Here is a 20729-nt window from a genome sequence, read left to right as displayed (position 1 = left end):
AGGGTGCCGCGCCGTCAGGCGGCGGCGCGGTAGATCGCCAGGATATCCTCGCGGCCGAGGTCGCGCGGGTTGTTGTCGAGCAGCCGGCGGATGGCGTGCGCCTCCTCGGCCATGCGCGGCAGGTCGCTTTCGGGCACGCCGAACTCCGACAGCCGCATGGTGCAGCCCAGCCGCAGGCACCAGCCATGGGCGGCCTCCAGCACGGCGGCCGGGTCGCTCGACGGCGGCAGCCCCAGCGCCTCCAGCACGGCGGCGGTCTTTTCCGGCGCGGCAGGCGCGTTGAAGGCCAGTACATGCGGGAAGATCAGCGCGTTGGCCGCGCCATGGGCAATGTGGTGGCGGGTGCCCAGCGGATAGGCCACGGCATGGCCGCCCGCCGTGTTGACCGGCCCAAGGCAGACGCCGCCGTAGAAGGAGGCGAGCGACAGGCCGGCCCGCGCCTCGCGGTCGCCGCCGTCGGCGATGGCGCGCGGCAGGAAGCGGCCGACCAGCCGGATGCCTTCCAGCGCATAGAGGTCGATCAGCGGATGGGCCTTGCGGTTGGTGTAGGCCTCCACGCAATGGGCCAGCGCATCGACACCGGTGGCGGCGGTGACGGCGGACGGCACGCTCAGCGTCAGGTCGGGGTCGATCACCGCGATGTCGGCCAGCGTATGGACGCTCTGGACCGCCAGCTTGTTCATGGTCGCCGGGTCGGTGACCAGCGCGCGGGTGCCGACCTCGCTGCCGGTGCCGGCAGTGGTCGGCACCTGCACCAGGGCGGCGCGCTTGGCCGCGACCTTTTCCGGGCCGACCACCTCGTGGATGGTCTGGCCGCTGCCGGGCAGCACTGCGGCCAGCTTGGCCAGATCCATGGCGCTGCCGCCCCCGAAGCCGATCACCACCTGCGGCTCCGCCTGCTCGGCGACGGCGAGCAGGGCCTCCAGGTTGGGCACGTCGGGTTCCGGCTTGATGTCGGCGAAGATCGTGACGCCGCCGCCCAGCCCGAGCAGTTCCACCCGCGCGGCGTTGAAGGCGTCGGCGACCACCAGAACGCGGGTGAAGCCGCGCTCGCTTACCCAGCGGCCGGCCTCGGCCGCCGTGCCGGCGCCGAAGACGACGCGCGGCGGCCGCAGCAGTTCGATGGGCGTGGTCAGGTCGATGTTGCTCATTGTCTCGGATCCTCAGGCTGCCGTGCGCACGCGGGCGGCGGCCAGCTTCTCGGCGTAGTCGATGGCCTCGATCAGGCTCAGCTCGTTGGCGATGCCCTTGCCGGCGATGTCGAAGGCGGTGCCATGGTCGACGGAGGTGCGGATGATCGGCAGGCCGAGCGTGATGTTGACGCCGCTCAGCGCGTCCCAGGTCCCGGTTTCCGGATTGACGTTGAAGCCCAACAGCTTCACCGGGATGTGCCCCTGGTCGTGGTACATGGCGACCACGGCGTCGTACTGGCCGGCGCGCAGCTTCACGAAGATGGTGTCGCCCGGCACCGGCCCGACCACGTCCAGCCCGTCGGCGACGCATTGCGCGATCACCGGCTCCGTCACCTCGATGTCCTGGCGCCCGAACAGCCCGCCCTCGCCGGCATGCGGGTTCAGCGCGGCGATGGCGATGCGGCGGCGCGGCAGCCCCAGCCCGGCCAGCGTCTCCTCGGTGCGGTCGATGACGTAGCGCAGCCGTTCCGGCGTCAGCTTCTTCGGCACGTCCTCCAGCGCGATGTGGGTGGTGACGTGGCTGACCCGCATGTTGCCGTGGGCCAGCATCATCACCGAACCACGCGCGCCGGTCAGTTCGGCCAGCAGGTCGGTGTGGCCGGCGAAGTGATAGCCGGCCTTGTTCATCGCCTCCTTGTTCAAAGGCGCGGTGACGATGCCGTGGATGCGCCCGTCCTCGGCCAGCCGCACCGCGCGCTCCACCGCCAGATAGGCGAAGCGGCCGCCGTCGACCGAGAGGACTCCGGGGCGGATCGGCTCGCCCTCCGGCCCCGCCTGCAGGCAGGCCAGCGCCGGCCAGTCGCCGGCGACGTCGGTCACTTCGGGAAAGTCGAGGTCGCTGCCCAGCGCGGCGCGCGCCGCGTGCAGCGCCGGGTTGCTGCCGATGACCAGCAGGCGCAGCGACCCGTCGTCCAGCCGGTCCTTCAGACGCGCGCAGGCCTTCACGATGATCTCCGGACCGACGCCGGCCGGATCGCCCATGGTGATGGCCAGATGCGGTGTCATGCTTGTTCTCCCTGATGAAGCGGCGCACCCGGCGCGACCAGCCGGCGCAGCAGTGCCGGGTCGCCGAAAGCGCCCGATTTGGAAACGACGCGGACCCCGTCGAAGCGTCCGCCGCGCAGGATCGAGCGGGGAACCCCCGGCCAGATCTGGCCGTCGAGGTCCAGCCGGTCGGCCTCCAGCGCCAGGCACAGGCCGCGCAGGGTCTCTCCGCCGGCGACCACCAGGGTGCCGGGCGGATCGAGCCGGCGGACCAGCCGTGCGAACTCCTGTTCGATGCGGTGCGCGGCCTCGGCACGGGACAGCCCGTCCGGCAGGGCGAGCGTGGCGAGCGCAACCCCACGCTCGTCCAGCCGCCGCGAAAGCGCTGCGACGCTCGTCGCGCCGCCGTCGGGAATGGTCAGTACATGCTGCGCGCAGGCGTACAGCTGCGCCACCATCGCCGGATGGTTGGTCCCGAACAGTCCCAGGATCGGCCCCGGCAGATGGATCGGGCCGCCGTCCCGGACACCCGCCTGACGGGCGATGGCGCCGGCCAGACCGCTGCTGCCGCACCACAGGACGGGACCGTCCAGCGCAAGGCCGGCGGCTGCGATGGCGTCGAGATCGGCGTCGGTCTCCGCATCCCAGACGCTGACGCCGCAGGGGACCGGATCGCCGGGCGAGCAGAACCGGACCCGCAGTCCCTGCCCCGTCAGCTCGGTTCGAAGGTCGCCGGCGGCCGGCGACCATCCTGGCCCGTCCTTTTGCCGGACAAGCTGGACCCCGTCGCGGGTGATGCGGCCCTGATAGGGGAATGCCGGGGCTACGATGCAGTGCGCCGGCGCCATGACCGACAGCCAGGCGGCGATTTCCGCACCGGTGTTGCCGCGCAGCAGGCTGTCGAGCTTCGCATAGTAGAGTGCGCCGCGATGGCGCGGCAGCTTGGCCGCCAGTGCCGCGACCCGCCGGTGCGCCTCGGCCGGCGACAGCTCGCGCGTGCCGCTGTCCAGGGCGATGCCGGCCATGTCGTCGCCGGCCTTCGTCGCCATGTCGGGCGGGCTGCGCCAATGGACGGGAATCGGTTCGCCGGACGCGAATTGCGCTGCGGTGTCGAGCGCGCCGGTGAGGTCGTCGGCGATCAGATGGGGATGGAGCTGGACACGCGGCCGGACCGCCGTCTGAACCGGCCTCCCGGCACCTTCCGCCGGGCCGTCATTCGGAATCATGCTGTCCATGGGTGTTCCCCGTTCTTCTGGACGGCGGCCGGCATCGGGACGATGGACTGCCGCCGGGCGCTCCCTCCGCCCTCGACGATGACCCACCACATCACAGCGCTGCGAGGTTGTCAATAAGTTGTTATGTTGTGCAGTGCACGCCGGCGGATAGCCGTGCTTTCTGGAATTAACATGTTTACAAGCTGCGTGATAATTGGCAAAAACCTTACATGTGCCGGACAATGGAGCGGAGCTTGGAGGTTTGCGGTGCGCGGCTCCGCCTCCGTCGTGGTGGCCGTCGTCATGGCGACAGAACCGGCACAGGCATGATCCACGGCAAGATGCGTGAGATGGTATGATGGCTGAACGCAACGATCTCGAAGACGGCTCCTCCCATCACTTGGAGGCGGACGACCGGGCGGGGCATTCCGCTGCCGCAGCTTCGCAACGGTCGCCCTCGCAGCGGGACAGCCGCCAGCGCTCGACGCCGCTGGTCCAGCGCGTCTATCAAGGGCTGCTGATGCAGATCAACGCGGGAACCTACCGGCCCGACCAGCGCCTTCCCGGCGAGCATGAGCTGGCGGAACAGTTCCTCGTCTCGCGGCCGATCATCCGCGGCGCGCTCAGCCGCCTGCGGGACGAGGGGGTGATCTACTCCCGCCATGGCGCCGGCAGCTTCGTCAAGGCGCGCGCGGCAGCCGCGGAGCCGCGTCCGGTGCTGGGCTATGCGCCGGTGGAGACGATCGCCGACATCCAGCGCTGCTACGAGTTCCGGCTGAGCCTGGAACCGGACTATGCCTATTACGCCGCTCTGCGCTGGAACAAGGAGGCGCTGGACGCCATCTCCGCGGCGCTGGAGGCGATGGAAACGGCAACCCAGCTGCACCGCCACCGCGAGGATGCCGACTTCGCCTTCCATTGCGCCATCGCCGAGGCCGCCAACAACCACTATTACCTGTCGTCGCTCCAGGCGTTGAAGGACCACATCGCCATCGGCATGAAGTTTCACGGCGCTTCGCTGCTGAGTTCGCAGGACGGTCTGTCCGATGTTCTGGACGAGCATCGCGGCATCTTCGACGCCATCCGCAACCGTGACGCCGAGCGCGCCCGGAACGTCATGCGCCGCCACCTGCAAGGCTCCCGCGACCGAGTTTTCGAGGGGAAGATGCTGGACCTCGCTCTGTAGACGCGGGTTCCGGGCCATCGAATGCCCCTCACTGCGCCTGTCGCGAGCCGGCCGTTTCGGACGACATCGTGAGCCCGGCGGTGATGGCACGCTCCGCCTCGGCGATGTCGTTTTCCGCCAGCTGGGGCGCCTCCTGCCGCTCGGCCGCGGCCGGCAGATGGCAGAGGCCGGCCAGCAGGGGGTGATGGTCGGACCCGAACTCCGGAAGCCGGCGGAAGTCCACCAGGGCGAACTCGTCCTGGTAAAGCACCTGATCGGGCGGCCAGGTGACCAGCCGGTCCGGCAAAGCCGAAACCGATGAAGCGTGGATATGGCCGTGCGATCCCCTGAATCGGGTTCAGCGTCGGCAGTCCGGCATTTTTTTGACTGTGAGGCACCACCCGCGGGCTGCCGGCCGCCATGCAGGACATCCGCAAAGGCATCTCCGCCTTCGCCAAGCCCCGAGCGCACGGTTCACGGCGCGCCCTGTCCCCTCCCCCGTGTTCGCATAATCAAAAGGATGATGGATGGAACTCGGTTCGAAGAACGAAGTTGTTCCTATACGCCTGTAGCGCAGAAGCGATGCGCTGGGCGCATACGTCAACTTGCGTGACCAGAAAACCATGACGAAGAAGACGCTGCCGAGCGCCATCTATTGGCGCGCGCTCAAGGAAGCTCGTCCTTGGTACCCACAGCTGGTGGCGATCGTCGTGCTCGGCCTGCTGGCGACGCCGATCGGGCTTCTTGCGCCGATCCCGATCAAGATCATCCTCGACAGCGTGCTCGGCGACTCCTCGTTCCCCTCCTCGCTGGCCAAGTGGCTGCCGCCGGACTTCGTCAGGGACAAGGAGACGGTGCTCGCGCTGTGCCTGATCTCCGGCGTTCTGATCGCGCTCGTGACGATCATCCACACGGTGGTCGAGTGGCTCTACCGCGAGACCATCGCCGACCAGATGGTGCGCGGTTTCCGCGGCAAGGTGCTGGGCAACGCGCTGCACCAGTCGCCCTCGCGCGGCGACGACCGCGGCGTGGTCGACCAGGTCTTCCGCGTCAGCCAGGACGCGCCCGCGCTCCAGGCCATGACCATCTGGGGCGTCATCCCGCTGATCACCAAGGCCGGCTCGGTCCTGTGGATCGTATGGGTCACCGCCCTGATCAATCCCAGCATGGCCGCCGTCGCGCTGGGCACCGCGGTGCCGCTGATCGTGCTGATCGTGCTCAAGCAGCGCCCCTTGTGCGACCGCTGGCACAAGGTGCGCGAGCTGGAAAGCCGGCTCGTGCAGCTCGCCTACGAGGTGCTCGGCGCGCGCCGCATCGTGCTCACCACCTGCCGCGAGGAGCAGGAGGTGCAGCGCCTCGTCGAACAGGGGCGCGCCTGCTTCATGGCGAAGATGGCGGTGATGGTGATCGATGCCGGCTTCCGCATCGTGCTGGCGCTCGCCATCGGGCTGGGCACCGCTGCCATCCTGTACATCAGCGTGCGCGGCGTCCAGGCCGGCACCCTCAGCGTCGGCGACCTCGTCGTGCTGCTTGCCTACATGGCCCAACTCTACGAGCCGCTGAAGGGCATCGCCGAGCACATCGTCGCCCAGCAGGCCGCCTTTGCCTGCGGCGAGCGCGCCTTCGAACTGCTGGAAGCACCGCCCTCCATCCCCGAGAAGGCCGGCGCCCTGCCCCTCCGGCGCGCCCAGGGCGCGGTGGAGTTCCGCGACGTGTCGTTCTCCTATCCCGGCGGCCCCGAGGTGCTGCGCCATGCGTCCTTCAACATTCCGGCGGGAACCTGCGTGGGGGTCGTCGGGCGCACGGGCTCCGGCAAGAGCACGCTGGTCAACATGCTGGTGCGCCTCATCGATCCGACGCTCGGTTCGGTGCGGCTGGACGGCGTGGATCTGCGCGAGTACCGGCTGTGCGACCTGCGCCGGCAGTTCGCCATCATGGAGCAGGAGCCGTCGCTGTTCTCCACCACCATCGCCGAGAACATCGCCTATGGCCGGCCCGATGTCGGCATGAGCGAGATCGAGGAGGCGGCGCGCCGGGCGCACGCGCACGAGTTCATCGCCGCGCTGCCACGCGGCTATCACAGCCATGTGGGCGAGCGGGCGCTGATGCTGTCGGGCGGCGAGCGCCAACGCATCTGCCTTGCCCGCGCGTTCCTGAAGCAGGCGCCGATCCTCATCCTGGACGAACCGACCAGCGCGCTGGACAAGCAGACCGAGACGGCGATCACCGAGGCGATCGAGGAGCTGATGCGCGGGCGCACCACCTTCATCATCGCGCACCGCCTGTCCACGCTGCGCCGCGCCGACCTGATCCTTCGCGTCAACGACGGCCGGATCGACGCCGAGCATGCGGGTCCCTTGCCGGTGCCCGAAATGGAACCCTTTACGGGAAGCGGATCGCCGATCTGGCAGCAGCGCTGGGCGGCCCAGACCACCGGATCGAAACGCGCGACCGGCTGAGCCCGCCGATGGCGCGGGTGGCGAGGCGATCCGTAGCGGGGCGGCGGAGGTCGATTGCGTCATCGGCGGCGGCGGAACGCTTCACAGCTGCGCCTCTGCCATGCTGAACAGCGGACTGCCGCTGGGTACGGCGATTGATCCGGCCCGGGCGCTGGGGATCGCCCCGGACCCGGTCGCCGCCACCCCCGCCACCTTCCGCATCCGTCCGCGCGCCGTGACGGTCTACGCCCCCGAACGTCGCCCGGCTTCGCGGTCGGGCGCGACGGGATGATCCCTTATCCCTTTGCGCAATAGGGGGATCCACGCCATCCGGGTGGAACCGATCTTCCGGGTGCCAGTTGACCCTGCGAGTCCCGGCCCTCCGCGGCCATCTTCCCCATTGTCCGGAGGATCACGGCCACCATGCGTCCACCCAGGCTGTCCCGCCGCGCCTTCCTGCAGGCCGCCGCCGCCGCCGGCGTCAGCGCCACCGTTCTGCCGCTCAACCGCGCCCTGGCGATCATGCAGACCGGAACGGTCACCCAGCCGCCCGATTGGCTGGATGCGCAGGGTCGCATCCGCTTCCGCCGCGACGGGATTCCCAAGGTGACCGGCGACAAGGTGTTCGCCATCGACGTGCGTGCCCGCGACATGCCGGGATGGCCGGCCGAACAGGCCCATGGCTTCCTGCTGCGCGCCACCCGCGCCGACCGGATTTTCGAGGGGATCGATCTGTCGATGCTGCCGGACCATCTGCAGCCCGACCGGCTGGTGCTGGAGGAGACGCTGGCCGCCGACGGCGTGACGATGCCGGAGCCGGACTTCTACGGCGACCTGCTGCTCGCGCGCGGCCGGACGCCGGTGCTTCTGGGACAGCCGCTCGCCCTTCTGATCTATCGCGACTATCCCCGGTTCCGCGCCGCCAAGGCCCTCCTGAAATGGAACGAGGACGCCGTCCGCTGGGGGGCCGAGACCGGCTATGTCCGGCGCGACCCCTATGGCGCGGCGCGCTATGTCCGCGTCGGCGGCGAGACGCCTTTTGCCGAAGACGTCTACTCGCCGATGAAGAACACCACGGTCAGGGCCAAGGTGCAGAACAGGGAAACAACCTGGCCGACGGCCAACCAGCAGGGCTCCCCCTCGGCAGAGGCGATGTACCACGCGGGGGAGATCGAGCGCGAACTGCAATCGCCGCCCGCCGACTGGGCGATCTTCCGGCGGAAATTCCATTCGCAGTATGTCGACCCCGCGGCGATGGAGACCGACAACGGCAACGGCTGGTACGACCGCGAAACCGCGACCCTGCATCTGGTCACCGGCACGCAATCCCCCTACACCAACGCCACCCACGCCATCGACATGGTGGGGAAGAGCGGCTTCGCGCTGAAGGATCTGCGCTTCTATCCCGGCTACACCGTCGGCTATGGGCAGAAGGAGCATCATTCCTTCCCCTACTACGTCGTCATGGCGGCGCTCTACGGCGACGGCCGGCCGGTGCGCATGGCGCTCGACCGCTGGGAGCATTTCCAGAGCGCCATCAAGCGGCATCCCTTCTGGATCGACACCACCATCGCCGTCGACCGCGCGACCGGGGAATTCCGCACCCTGCGCAGCGAACTGGACGCGGACGGCGGCGGCTGGGCCAATTTCAGCGCGTCGGTCGGACAGGTGGCGGCGACCGCGCTGCAGTCGATCTATTATTTCCCCAAAAGCGATCTGGCGGTGACCGCCCGATCCTCGCGCGCGCCGACGGCCGGATCGATGCGCGGCTACGGCACGCTGCAGTCGATGACCACCACCGAGATGCTGGTCGACGAGATCGCCGCCGACCTGAAGCTCGACGCCATCGACCTGCGCCTGCGCAACGTGATGCGCGCCGGCATGAAGAACACCCAGGGCGCCATTCCCGCCGGTACCATACGCGCCCATGAACTGCTGGAGCGCGCCCGGACCCATCCCCTGTGGACCGGCCGGGACGAGCGCAAGCGCGCCTATGAGGCCGACAATCCCGGTCACCATTACGGCGTCGGGTTCGCCTGTGTGCACAAGGACTACGGCACCGGGGCCGAGGCGGCCATCGCCCAGGTCGAGATCGACCCGCAGGGCCGCATCCTGCTGCGCCACGTCGTATCGGAGATCGGCAACGGATCAACCAGTTCCCAGATGCTGGTGGTCGCCGACTGGCTCGGCCGGCCGGCAGACGACGCCGAATTCGCGGTGATCGACTGGCCCAGCATGCCGCTCACCTCGGACGACCAGCCCTACACCCACACCCAGGAAGAGGAGGACCGCCTCGCCAGCGATCCGCGGTGGGTGCCGCGGATCACCTCGCCGCGCAGCGCCTCCAACTCCTCCTACTATCTGTCCCATGCGACGCGCGAGGCGGCGCGGCTGCTCTTGACCCTCGGCCTGTGGAAGGCGGCGCTGGCGATCTGGAGCCGGGGGATCGGCGGCGGACAGGCGGCCCCCCTGGCGATCCGCGTCGAGGATGCCGAGCTGCGGGACGGCGTCCTGCGCTGCAAGTCGCTGGAGCCGCTGCCGTTGGCCCGCTTGGCCGCTACGGCCCATGCGCTGGGGCTGGTCACCGGGGTGACGGTGCACAGCTTCAACCGCTGGGCCTGGGCCGAGGCGGAGTTCGACCTCGACGGGGAGACGCTGCGGGCGCCGATCGACGCGCTGTCGCTGCGCTGGGGTGACGGAGCGACGGCGGAGCGCAAGGCGCGGATGACCGACGGCGGTTACGCCTTCCAGCCGCGCACCCGCGTCTTCTATCCGCCGGTCCAGCGCAACAACGCCGGCGTCGTCTATTACGCGCCGCTGGCGACGCTGGTGGAACTGTCCGTCAACAGCGGGACCGGCGCCGTCAAACTGCTGTCGCACCATTCCTGGATGGAATGCGGCAGCATGATCGTGCCGGAACTGGTCTCCGGCCAGTTGCAGGGCGGGCTCGCCATGGGGATCGGCCACGCGCTGTTCGAGGAGTTGCCGCTCTACGAGGATGGTCCCGGCAACGGCACCTGGAACTTCAACCGCTACCGCCTGCCCCGGGCGGGCGACGTCGCCGTCTGGAAACAGACCGGCGAGGTGCTGCCGCCGCTTTCCGCCGCCGATCCGCCCAAGGGAATCGCCGAGGTTGTGATGATCCCGGTGGTGCCGGCCATCGCCAACGCGGTGGCTCACGCCATCGGCCACCGCCTCTACGACCTGCCGCTCACGCCCGAGCGCATCCGGGAGGTGCTGGCATGAACGCCATTGCGACAAGGACCGTGCGCATGACGGTCAACGGCAGCGCCGTCGGGCCTTTCGACATTCCGGAAGACCTGATGATGCTGGAGTTCCTGCAGGAATATCTGAACCTGACCGGAACCCGCTACGGCTGCGGCCAGGGGGTTTGCCGCGCCTGCACGATCATCATCGACCGCCCCGGCGGATCGGAGGCGGTGCCGGGCTGCATCACCGGGGCGGCCTATCTCGACGGCGCCACGGTGCGCACCATCGAAGGGCACGCGCGGCGGGACGGGTCCGGGACCGTAGAGGCGCTGTCGCCGATCCAGCAGGCGTTCCTGGAGCATTTCTCCTTCCAGTGCAGTTACTGCACGCCGGGCTTCGTCAACGGGGCGACGGTGCTGCTGGAACGCCTGGCCCGCAATCCGGTCCCGCGATCGCAGGTCGAGCAGGTGGTGCTGGAGGGGATGAACCGCCACATCTGCCGTTGCACCGGCTATGTCCGCTATCTCTCCGCCATCCGCGACGTGGTCCTCGCCACCCCCGGCCTGACGGTGGAGGACGCGCCCGGCGCCGGCCGCAAGGAGGGCACATGAGGAAAGCAGCCCTTATTCTTGGCGGGCTGGTTGCCGGTGCCGTGGTCCTGGCGCTGCTGGCCTATGCGCTGTTTTCCGGCGCGGGGCCGATTCCGCCGGCCACTGTGGCTTTCGACAAGCTGACGGCCGAGGAGCACCGCGCCCTGGTGGATCGCGGGCGTTACGTCGCGCGCGCCGCCGACTGCGCCGCCTGCCATGTGTCGGAGGACGGGGTGGCCTATGCCGGCGGCTTCGCCATGGCCACGCCGTTCGGCACGATCTACGGCACCAACATCACGCCGTCGCGCAGCCACGGGATCGGCGGCTGGACGGCCGACGACCTCTATCGGGCGGTGGTGTGGGGTATCCTCCCTGACGGCGGCCATCTGTATCCGGCGATGCCCTATACCTCCTATCACGCGATGGAACGGGCGGACGTCGATGCGCTGTGGGCCTATCTGATGACCCGCCCACCGATCGACAGGCCGGACCGGAAGCCGGACATGGCCTTTCCCTTCAACATCCGGCCGGCGATCGCCTTCTGGAACATGCTGTTCCGGCCCGGCGACACGACGCTTCCGGCGGCGGCGGACAAGTCCGAAGATTGGCGGCGCGGGCGCTATCTGGTCGATGTTCTCGGCCATTGCGGCGACTGTCACACCCCGCGCAATCTTCTCTATGCCAAGACCGGCCGCCACCTGAGGGGCGAGGTGATGGAGGGCGATCTCGCGCCGGACATCTCGCCCAAGGGATTGTCGGCCCGCGGCTGGACGGCTCCGGATTTGAAGTCCTTCCTTTCCACCGGCCTGTCGCGCCAGGGCAGCACGACTCTCGGCATGTATCCGGTGCTGGAGCACTCCACCCGCCATCTGACGGAAGCGGACCTGGATGCCATCGCGTCCTATCTGCTGGCTGGAGCGCCGCCGCCGGCCACGCCTGCCCTGACCGCCGCCCCGGGCCGGCGTGACCGCGAGGCCGCGAGGGCGGCATCGGTCGAGGCCGGACGCCACACCTATGTCGGCCTGTGCGCCGGTTGCCACGGCACGCAAGGCGAAGGGCGCCCGCACGCGTCGGTGCCGCTGGCGACCAACACTACGGCGATGTTCGAAAGCCCGCACAACCTCATCAAGATCATCCGCGACGGTGTCCCGGCGCGGCGGCTGGCGGGGTCCGAACGCATGCAGGAAATGCCTGCTTTCCGGGACCGGCTGAGCGACCGCGAGATCGCCGACCTCGCCAACTATCTCCGCGCCACCTGGGGCGGTCGTCCGCCGGATGTAACCGCCGGACAGGTTGCCGAGGTCTCCGAGCGGTAACATCACGGCCGGGATGGAAAAGAAAAGGAACTGCGGGAGGGCGCAGGCCGCTGGCACCGTTGGGGGACCAACCTGCTGGCTTCGCCCTAAGAGCCTGATGTGCAAGGATTTCTAGGAAAGGTTGGTTGGGGGACTAGGACCCCCAACTACGTTCACCGGCGCGGCGCTGCACAAAGAGAAATCAACGGGTTGCGCGCTTCTCCGCCACCTATCGCACGCTGTTGTGTGACAGACAAGTGTGACAGGAGTGCCCCTTGGTGTTACGCCAGGTCGGCATGAGCCTGCCAATGGGTGGGAGAGACCACAGGCGGCGCGGGAATTGGCTCGAATGCTGATGCTCGGCCCAACACCACAGCCGGCCATGAACGATCTACCCCCAACTGGCGAGGCGACCCAAGCTCAGTTCCAGCCAATCGAGTTTCTCTTCCACCAGACGGTAGGCGTCATCGCCGATGGTCAGGGGTGGGCTGTGTGCTCTGGCGCCGAAGTAGCAGTTCTAGCTGCTTGACGTATCGCCGATCCCTTTCGATGATCCGCGCCGGACTTTGCCCCGCCAACCTGCGCAAATCTGTTCCACCTTACGTGTCAAGGAAAAGCAGCCCCCATGGACGTGTTCTCGCTGGATGAATGGCTTCTTAGGCAGTACATGGCCTTCGCACGGTCTTTCGTCCGGATCAGGTCGACGCAGATCAAGGAGCAGGTCGACAGAGAATACGGCGGGCGCCGGTTCTGGCCGGAACCGCTCATTCAGCTCAATCCGCACTTCGAAGCTGGAGGGTCCATTCAGAGTCTGATCGGCAGAGAGGGGCTGGATCCGGACTGCGCCAGGATCTTCCATGATGGACGCGCCCATCCGGATCAAGCCGATCGTACCCTCAAGCTCCGCCGCCATCAGGAGCAAGCGATCGGCCTCGCCGTCGATGGAAAGAGCTTCGTCGTCACGACCGGCACCGGATCGGGCAAGTCGCTCTGCTTCTTCATTCCCATCGTCGACGCGATTCTCAAGGCGAAGCGCGCCGGCGAAGGGCCTCGGACACGCGCCATCATCGTTTATCCGATGAACGCGCTTGCCAACAGCCAGATGGAGGAACTGAAGAAGTTCGTCGGCGAGGCCGACGGGGCGCTCTCCGTTACTTTCGCCCGCTACACCGGGCAGGAGAGCCAGGAGGAGCGTGATCGCATCAAAGACAACCCTCCGGACATCCTTCTGACCAACTTCATGATGCTGGAGTTGCTGATGACCCGCCAGTCCAAGGTCGACCGGCAGGTCATCGAGAACTGCCGCGGGCTTCGTTTCGTCGTTCTCGACGAGTTGCATACCTATCGCGGCCGACAAGGTGCGGATGTCGCCATGCTCATGCGGCGCCTGCGCGCGCGCGTCGGCAATCCGCAACGGCCGCCGGTCTGCATCGGCACCTCGGCGACCATGGCCAGTGAAGGAGATGACGGGGACCGCGAAAAAGTCGTCGCCGACGTGGCGTCCCGTCTGTTCGGGACCCCGATCGCGCGGGATGCCGTCGTCACGGAAACGCTGCGTCGGGTTACCGATCCCACTCGGTCGGCCGACCAGGGGCTGGCCGGTCTTGGTGAGGCGATCGACCGGGCGGCGGAAGGCAACGCTTATGATGGGTGGAGCAACACCGAGGTCGCCCTTGATCCCTTGGCGGTCTGGATGGAGACGCGGGTAGGCCTTCGCGATGTCGACAAGAAGCCGCGCCGCGGCTCGCCACAGTCGCTGAAGGACATTGCAAGAGCGCTGAGCGAGGAAACCGGGCGCAACGAGGAGCAGTGTCGACAGGCTCTGAAGGCCGCTCTTCTGGCTTTCAGCAGATCCGAGAAGGATCGCGGCGTCCCGGATGGACGCGACGAACCGCTGTTTGCATTCAAGCTGCATCAATTCATATCCGGCGCCGGGCGGCTCTACACCACGCTGGATTCCCCGGATCAGCGGACCGTCACCTTCGACGGCCAGATCTTCGACCCCGACCATCCAGAAAAGCGCCTGTTCGCGACCCATTTCTGCCGCAACTGCGGCCAGGAGCATCACCCCGTAACACTGCTGGACGAAGAGGGAGCCAGACGCTTCGAGAAGCGCGAAATCGACGATGTTCCGCTGAACGAGAACGACGACCCCGACGGGGCAGCCGGCGTATGGGGCTTCCTAATGCCCGAACCGGTCGACGGGGAGTTCACCTTCCAGGGTCGGGACGAGGATTATCCGGACCCATGGCTGGAGGAAACCCGGGCAGGCGAGATCCGGCTGAAGGCGACTTACCGCCGCACGCGCGCCGAACTGGTTATGGTTCGGCCCGACGGAACCTGCGGGGGTGGCCGGAGAGCCTGGTTCCTTCCCGGCCGCTTCAAGTTCTGCCCGGCCTGCGGCGACTACCACAGTGACTCTACACGCGACATCAACCGGCTCGCCTCGCTCAGCGCGGAGGGCCGAAGCTCGGCCACCACCATCATCATCACCGCCATCCTGCGCTGGATGCACGGTGCCGGCCACGCCATTGACCGCGACGCGCGCAAGCTGCTGGCGTTCACTGACAACCGGCAGGATGCCGCATTGCAGGCCGGGCATTTCAACGACTTCATCTTCGTAACGCTACTGCGCGGCGCTATTCTGGCTGCCCTTTCCCGATGCGGTGAAGAGGGATGCAGGGAGGATGAAATCGGGCAAATGGTTCAGCGGATGCTCGGCTTTACGGCCGGCAACCTGGAGCGCCGGGTCGAGTGGCTGCTCGAACCCGATTTGAAGGGGGGAAACCTCCTTAACGCTGAACGGACCATGCGCGACGTCCTCACCCACCGCTTCTGGGTCGATCAGCGGCGCGGCTGGCGGTACACCAACCCGAACCTCGAACAACTGGGGTTGATCGAAGCGGTCTATGCGTCGCTCGACGAAATGGTTCGCGACGAGGCTCTTTTCGCCGGCGGCCCCGAGTTGTTGCGACTGTCTTCGCCCGAACAGCGTGCGGCCGCGGCAAAGGCGGTCTTCGACATCATGCGGAAGGGACTGGCGGTCGAAACAGATGCGCTCGACCGCCTGCGGATGGAGAGTGTTGCGAGCCGTGCCCGTTCGTCCATGAAAGCCCCCTGGTGTCTGGATGATGAGCGGCCCCGGACGGCCACAACCTTCATGCCGCGCCCGCCGGCGCGGCGCGACATGCAGATCCGCGACGAAGACCTCATCATTCGCGGAAGTCCTCAGAGCGCGGTCGGACGCGCCCTCAGGGCGCTTCCCTTCGGACCTCTGGGGAGCCCGCGCCCAAGCGGCGCAGACCTGATCCGCATCATTGAAACACTGCTGCGGGGTGGGGTCGAATACGGATTGACGCTTCAGGTCGTTGCGCCCATCGAAGGTGATGGCTGGCGCCTCAACCCCTCCGCCGTTCTTTTCCGGACTGCCGACGGCTCTCCGGACGTGAAGCACGACAACCGCTTCTTTCGTAGCCTCTACGGAGAGATCGCCGCTCTGCTGGAGGCCGGCGGCGGCGCGCTGTTCGGCCTGGAAGGGCGTGAGCACACCGCACAGGTGGACAGCGACCGGCGACGCCTGCGCGAGGCACGGTTCCGCTACGGCAAGGATGACATAAAGCTGCTTGAAAAGGAGACGGAGCGTCTGAAGGAACTGCGGGAAGACAGCCGCTTCCTTCCGACGCTCTTTTGTTCCCCCACCATGGAACTGGGCATCGACATCTCGTCGATGAACGTCGTTTACATGCGCAACACTCCGCCGACGCCGGCCAATTATGCTCAGCGCAGCGGACGGGCGGGTCGCAGCGGACAGGCGGCGCTGGTGCTTGCCTATTGCGCAGCGCAGAGCCCCCATGACCAGTACTTCTTCCAGCAGCCGAAGGCGATGGTCGATGGCGTGGTCCGCCCGCCTTCGATCGACCTGACCAACCCCGATCTGGTGCAGAGCCATCTTCATGCGGAATGGCTGGCGGCCAGCCGCATCGAACTACAAGCGTCGATCAGTGCCAACCTGGACATGGAGGTTTCGGGGAAGCCGCTCCTCCCGGCAATCGCGGCAAAGGCCGCCGATGCGGAAACTGCACGGGCAGGAGAACGCCAGGTCGCGGCGGTCCTGTCCGCGCTGGCGGCCGACTATGCCGACAGTCCACCGGAATGGTTCACCGACGTGAATGGTGTGGCGCGACGCGTGGTGCAGGAGGCGCCGTCCCGCTTCGCCTCGGTGTTCGACCGCTGGCGTGATCTGCTGGCTTCGGCAGAGCGGCAGGTGGACGACGCGGCCCGGACCTTGCGGGACTATTCCATCTCCTCCCGCGAGCGGCAAGCCGCCGAGCTGCGCCAGCGCGACGGCAACAACCAGATCGCCATCCTCCTGGGAGGAACGGAGAGCCAGGGGGCGGACTTCTACGTCTACCGGTATCTTGCCACGGAGGGCTTTCTGCCGGGCTACAACTTCCCCCGGCTGCCGCTGATGGCTTACGTGCCCGGCGGTGAAGGCGGCGAGGGGCGCCGCTACATCCAGAGGGCCCGCTTCCTCGCCATCTCCGAGTTCGGTCCGAGCAGCCTCGTCTATCATGAAGGAAGGGCGTTCCGCGTCGACCGCGCCTTGCTCAAGGGCGCCGGCGGCGGCCCGGATGGGATGCTGGCGACGTTCGCAACATCGGTCTGTCCCATGTGCGGCGCCAGTCATGACGGCGAACCGCCGGAGGAATGCCACGTCTGTGGCCACGAACTCCGCAACCCGCCGATCATCACGCGCCTTTACCGCATCGAGAATGTCGGCACCCGTCCGGTCGAGCGGATCACCGCCAACGACGAGGATCGCCGTCGCCAAGGCTTCGACCTTCAGACCACCTTCTCCTTCCAGCGCGCGACGGGTGTCGCTTCCCGCGTGCTGGAGGATGCCGACGGCGAGATCCTGACGGCAACCTTTGCGCCGGCCGCGACCGTGCGGCGGATCAACAAGGGGCTCCGGCGGCGCCGTAACGAGGGGGATATCGGCTTCTGGATCGATCCGCGCACCGGCCGGTGGGTTGGGGCTGAAGCCGATGAGGGGGCGCCGGATCCCCTGCGGGCGCGTCAGCAGATCACGCCCGTGGTGGAGGACCGCAAGAACGCGCTGCTGCTGCGTTTCCCGCAGGCGCCCCGGCTGGCGGCAGGGGATGCCGTGGACACCGTGATGGCCACGCTCCAGCATGCGCTGGCCCGCGGAATCGAGACGGTTTACCAGCTCGAGGAAGGGGAAATCCTGGGCGAGCCGACTCCAAGCCGGAGGGAGCGGCATGCGCTGTTCTTCTACGAGGCGGCGGAGGGCGGCGCCGGCGCCCTGTCCCGCCTTGTCAACGATGCCGACGGCTTCCGTGCGGTGGCGCGCGCGGCGCTGGTCACGATGCACATCGAAGAAGCGAGCATCGATGACGCTGCGGGCGATCCTGCCGCATTGCGCGACGCGCCGGCCCGGTGCGTAGCCGGCTGCTACCGCTGCCTGCTCTCCTATTTCAACCAGCCGGACCATGAACGGATCGACCGCCGGAACGCGCAGGTGCTGACCATTCTGCTGCGTTTGGCGACTTCGGAAAGCCGCGCGCCCGACGCGGATGCCACTGGTGGTGGACTTCCAGGCTGCCCGCCGGGCGACGGGCCGATCACAGTCGAAGGCGTCTCCGTCCCCTGGTTCTGGCGGGCGGCGCGGATCGCCGCAATCGAGGATGCCGACGCAACGGAGGAGTTGGCCGACAGCCTTGCCGCGAAAGGGGTAGATCTTTATCGCTTGCCGCGCAATCCTGAGCAGCGAACCATCACGCTCTCCACCCTGTCCAATGTCCTGAAGGACCGCAACTCGTGACCACTGCCATGCCGTTTTCCCCGGGCGAGCTCGTCCGCGCCCGTGGCCGCGAATGGATCGTGCTGTCATCGGGCGACGCGCTGCGTCTGCGCCCGCTCAGCGGGTCGGAGCAGGAAGTGGAGACGCTGGTCCCCGAGTTGGAGATCGAGCCGATCAGCCCGGCCACGTTCGATCCACCCACGGGCGAGCGGACCGGCCCGCGTGAGGCGGCGGTTCTGCTACGCGACGCGTTGCGGCTGTCCTTGCGCCGCGGCGCCGGCCCGTTCCGCAGCGCTGGGCGCATCAACTTCGAACCGCGCGCCTACCAGCTGGCACCGTTGATGATGGCGCTGCGGCAGGAGACGGTGCGCCTGCTGATCGCCGACGATGTCGGCGTGGGCAAGACAATCGAGGCCGCTCTGATCCTGCGGGAGTTTTTGGATCGCGGCGACATCGACCGCTTCGCGGTCCTTTGCCCTCCCCATCTCGTCGAACAGTGGACGGCTGAGCTTGAGAGCAAGTTCGCCCTGACCGCCACGCCAGTCACCGCGTCGGAGGCCGCCCGGCTGGAGCGCGACCTGCCCACCAGCATGAGCGTCTTCGAGGCCTATCCCTTCACCGTCGTCAGCTTGGACTTCATCAAGAGCGAACGGCGACTGGACGACTTCCTGCGCGCCTGCCCCGACATGGTGGTGGTGGACGAGGCGCATGCCGCGGTGTCCGGCGGGCGCGGGCGGCACCGGCGCTTCGACCTCCTGCGCAAACTGGCGGAGCGAGCCGACCGCCATCTGGTGATGCTGACCGCCACGCCCCACTCCGGCGACGAGGAGGCGTTCCATAACCTTCTCGGCCTGCTGGCCGAGGAATTCGGCGGTTTGCGGGAAGCCGCGGGCGACGATTACCGGACCCTTCGCGAAAAGCTGGCCGGATACTTCATCCAACGTCGCCGCGCCGACATCGAAGCCTGGCGTGAACCCGGCCTGTTTCCCATCCGTGAAACGACGGAGCAGAAATACAGCCTGTCCGGCACGGTTGAGCGGTTCTACGGCGACGTCCTCGACTACTGCGCCGAAGTCGTGGAGGCTCAGCAGGGCGAGCGGGGCCGGCGGCTGGCCTTCTGGGGCACGCTGGCGCTGATGCGGTGCGTCGGCTCCAGCCCGGCCGCCGCCGCGCGGGCCCTGCGCACGCGCGCCATCCTGGAGGAGGATGACACAGCCGAGGCAGAGCGGATCGCCGCCACCACGCTGGACGACGAGGATCTGACTGAGGACGACATCGAGCCGGGTGCGGCCATCGAAGACCCGCGGCTGGCCGTCCTCGTCGCCACCGCCGACACGCTGGCCGCCAACATGCCGCGCGACCCGAAGTTCATGGCGCTGAAGCGGGTGCTGGATTCGCTGATCGGGGACGGCTTCTCGCCCGTGGTCTTCTGCCGTTACATCGCCACGGCCGAGGCGGTGGGAGCGGCACTCGCCAAGGCGTTCAAGAACCACACCGTGGAGACGGTCACCGGCGCCCTGCCGGGCGAGGAGCGCGAGGCCCGCGTCCTGGCGCTGGGGGAGGAAGAACGGCGCATCCTGGTCGCCACCGACTGCCTGTCGGAAGGCGTGAACCTCCAATCCTGCTTCGACGCGGTGGTGCATTACGACCTTTCCTGGAACCCCACCCGCCACCAGCAGCGCGAAGGGCGCGTCGACCGGTTCGGGCAGAAGAACGAGAAGGTCCGCACCGTCCTGCTGTACGGAGAGAACAACCCGGTCGACGGCGCCGTGCTCGACGTGATCCTGCGTAAGGCCCGCGCCATCGAGAAGCAGACCGGCGTGCAGGTGCCCATGCCGGACGACGGCGGCAGCCTGACCAAGGCGCTGATGGCCGCAGTGCTGCTGCGCGCGCGCGAACGGCGACAGATGTCGCTGGATTTCGGCATGACCGATACCGACGCCGCCAAGCAGATCGACGTCGCCTGGACCAACGCGTCGGAGCGGGAGAAGAAGGCCCGCACCGTTTTCGCCCAGCGCACCCTGAAACCGGACGAGGTGATCCCGGAGTGGGAGGCGACGCGCAAGGCCCTTGGCGGGTTCGAGGATGCGGAGCGCTTCGTCTCCCGCTCCATGATGCGGCTGGGGACGGGCCTCGTGTCGCTGTCGCGCGGCTTTGCCGCGTCCCTGCACCTCGCCCCCGACCGCCTGCAGGAGCGCTTCCAGGCCGAAGGGCTGCTGGACGAAAGCGCCCAGCCCAAGCCGCTGCGCATCGCGTTCGAAGCACGGCCCGCCGCCGGCTACCTGTCGATCCACCGCGCCCATCCGCTGCCCGGCATCCTGGCCGAGAGCTTCCTGGAGAACGCGCTCGACCGCCATGCCCCCGCGGACGACCCGGCAACCCTGCCGCGTTCCGGCGTGTGGGAGACGGACGGGGTGGACAGCGTGACCACGCTGTTGCTGGTGCGCATCCGCCACCGCATCGATTCGCGCGGGCGGCTCGGTCCCCGGTTCGCCATGGCCGAGGAGGCGGGCGCCATCGCCTTCGCCGGCAAGGGCATGGAGCGGATCGCCGATGGCGATGCCGCCTTCGCGCTGCTGGAGGCGGCCAGCGCCAACGTGGTGGACGCCGTGCGCGATGCGCAGATCGCCAGGGCGGTCGCGGCGCTGCCCACCCTGCGGCCGGCGCTCGACGCGCTGGCCGGCGAGCGCGCCGCCGTCCTCGCCGAGGATCACCAGCGCGTCCGCCAGGCGCTGGGGTCCAAGGCCGCCGTGAAGGTCGAGGCGGTGACGCCCGTCGACGTGATCGGTCTCTATATCCTCATGCCCCGTCTGTGACAT

At 68.1% G+C, this 20729-nt stretch carries 12 protein-coding genes; 8 read left to right on the top strand and 4 right to left on the bottom strand.

Going from position 1 to position 20729, the window contains the following annotated elements; all coding sequences use genetic code 11:
* Positions 1-14: 14 nt before the first annotated feature.
* From PWS46_RS18130 to PWS46_RS18120, 3 genes are read right to left on the bottom strand one after another with little or no spacing between them, the layout of a single operon-like run.
* Entirely contained in the window at positions 15-1151 is a 1137-nt protein-coding gene (locus tag PWS46_RS18130) for an iron-containing alcohol dehydrogenase (RefSeq protein ID WP_434622753.1), read from the bottom strand.
* 12 nt (positions 1152-1163) lie between these two features.
* A complete protein-coding gene (gene pdxA, locus PWS46_RS18125; RefSeq protein ID WP_434622751.1) occupies positions 1164-2198 on the bottom strand; it encodes a 4-hydroxythreonine-4-phosphate dehydrogenase PdxA in 1035 nt (344 codons plus the stop codon).
* Positions 2195-3412 (bottom strand): four-carbon acid sugar kinase family protein, encoded by a 1218-nt coding sequence (locus PWS46_RS18120; RefSeq protein ID WP_434622748.1) that lies wholly within the window; start codon positions 3410-3412, stop codon positions 2195-2197. Before PWS46_RS18120 ends, pdxA begins: the two co-directional genes overlap by 4 nt.
* A gap of 334 nt (positions 3413-3746) precedes the next feature.
* On the opposite strand from PWS46_RS18120, the gene PWS46_RS18115 reads away from it, so the two are divergent.
* Positions 3747-4577, top strand: coding sequence for a FadR/GntR family transcriptional regulator (locus PWS46_RS18115; protein WP_434622746.1), 831 nt, complete (start codon positions 3747-3749; stop codon positions 4575-4577).
* Between the two features lie 28 nt (positions 4578-4605).
* Here the strand turns inward: PWS46_RS18115 and PWS46_RS18110 are convergent, their stop codons facing one another.
* A complete protein-coding gene (locus PWS46_RS18110; protein WP_434622744.1) occupies positions 4606-4863 on the bottom strand; it encodes a hypothetical protein in 258 nt (85 codons plus the stop codon).
* A gap of 316 nt (positions 4864-5179) precedes the next feature.
* Between PWS46_RS18110 and PWS46_RS18105 the strand changes: the two genes are divergently transcribed.
* The 7 genes from PWS46_RS18105 (at position 5180) to PWS46_RS18075 (ending at position 20726) form a co-directional block, all read left to right on the top strand.
* On the top strand, positions 5180-7015 hold the full coding sequence (locus tag PWS46_RS18105) for an ABC transporter ATP-binding protein (protein WP_434622742.1): 1836 nt from the start codon (positions 5180-5182) through the stop codon (positions 7013-7015).
* A gap of 100 nt (positions 7016-7115) precedes the next feature.
* Positions 7116-7286 carry a hypothetical protein gene (locus tag PWS46_RS18100; protein WP_434622740.1) on the top strand — a complete coding sequence of 57 codons (171 nt, stop codon included), beginning with the start codon at positions 7116-7118 and terminating at the stop codon, positions 7284-7286.
* 131 nt (positions 7287-7417) lie between these two features.
* Entirely contained in the window at positions 7418-10240 is a 2823-nt protein-coding gene (locus PWS46_RS18095) for a xanthine dehydrogenase family protein molybdopterin-binding subunit (RefSeq protein ID WP_434622738.1), read from the top strand.
* Positions 10237-10815 carry a (2Fe-2S)-binding protein gene (locus PWS46_RS18090; RefSeq protein WP_434622736.1) on the top strand — a complete coding sequence of 193 codons (579 nt, stop codon included), beginning with the start codon at positions 10237-10239 and terminating at the stop codon, positions 10813-10815. Before PWS46_RS18095 ends, PWS46_RS18090 begins: the two co-directional genes overlap by 4 nt.
* Positions 10812-12110: a c-type cytochrome gene (locus PWS46_RS18085; RefSeq protein WP_434622734.1), complete on the top strand. Its 1299-nt coding sequence runs from the start codon at positions 10812-10814 to the stop codon at positions 12108-12110. The genes PWS46_RS18090 and PWS46_RS18085 overlap by 4 nt, the downstream gene beginning before the upstream one ends.
* A gap of 604 nt (positions 12111-12714) precedes the next feature.
* Positions 12715-17931, top strand: coding sequence for a DEAD/DEAH box helicase (locus PWS46_RS18080; protein WP_434622732.1), 5217 nt, complete (start codon positions 12715-12717; stop codon positions 17929-17931).
* Positions 17928-20726 (top strand): DEAD/DEAH box helicase, encoded by a 2799-nt coding sequence (locus PWS46_RS18075; protein WP_434622730.1) that lies wholly within the window; start codon positions 17928-17930, stop codon positions 20724-20726. The genes PWS46_RS18080 and PWS46_RS18075 overlap by 4 nt, the downstream gene beginning before the upstream one ends.
* Positions 20727-20729 lie beyond the last annotated feature (3 nt).

It is taken from the genome of Azospirillum sp. B2RO_4 (genome assembly GCF_051124815.1).
In the GTDB taxonomy this organism is placed as follows: Bacteria; Pseudomonadota; Alphaproteobacteria; order Azospirillales; family Azospirillaceae; genus Azospirillum.
Note: the sequence above shows the minus strand (reverse complement) of the source record. Positions and strands in the feature narration are given on the sequence as shown.

Excerpts from the sequence above, each read along its gene's own strand:
- PWS46_RS18085 (WP_434622734.1), top strand. The coding sequence starts at position 10,812 with ATGAGGAAAGCAGCCCTTATTCTTGGCGGGCTGGTTGCCGGTGCCGTG.
- PWS46_RS18095 (WP_434622738.1), top strand. The coding sequence starts at position 7,418 with ATGCGTCCACCCAGGCTGTCCCGCCGCGCCTTCCTGCAGGCCGCCGCC.
- PWS46_RS18080 (WP_434622732.1), top strand. The coding sequence starts at position 12,715 with ATGGACGTGTTCTCGCTGGATGAATGGCTTCTTAGGCAGTACATGGCC.
- PWS46_RS18130 (WP_434622753.1), bottom strand. The coding sequence starts at position 1,151 with ATGAGCAACATCGACCTGACCACGCCCATCGAACTGCTGCGGCCGCCG.
- PWS46_RS18105 (WP_434622742.1), top strand. The coding sequence starts at position 5,180 with ATGACGAAGAAGACGCTGCCGAGCGCCATCTATTGGCGCGCGCTCAAG.
- PWS46_RS18090 (WP_434622736.1), top strand. The coding sequence starts at position 10,237 with ATGAACGCCATTGCGACAAGGACCGTGCGCATGACGGTCAACGGCAGC.
- pdxA (WP_434622751.1), bottom strand. The coding sequence starts at position 2,198 with ATGACACCGCATCTGGCCATCACCATGGGCGATCCGGCCGGCGTCGGT.
- PWS46_RS18100 (WP_434622740.1), top strand. The coding sequence starts at position 7,116 with ATGCTGAACAGCGGACTGCCGCTGGGTACGGCGATTGATCCGGCCCGG.
- PWS46_RS18115 (WP_434622746.1), top strand. The coding sequence starts at position 3,747 with ATGATGGCTGAACGCAACGATCTCGAAGACGGCTCCTCCCATCACTTG.
- PWS46_RS18120 (WP_434622748.1), bottom strand. The coding sequence starts at position 3,412 with ATGGACAGCATGATTCCGAATGACGGCCCGGCGGAAGGTGCCGGGAGG.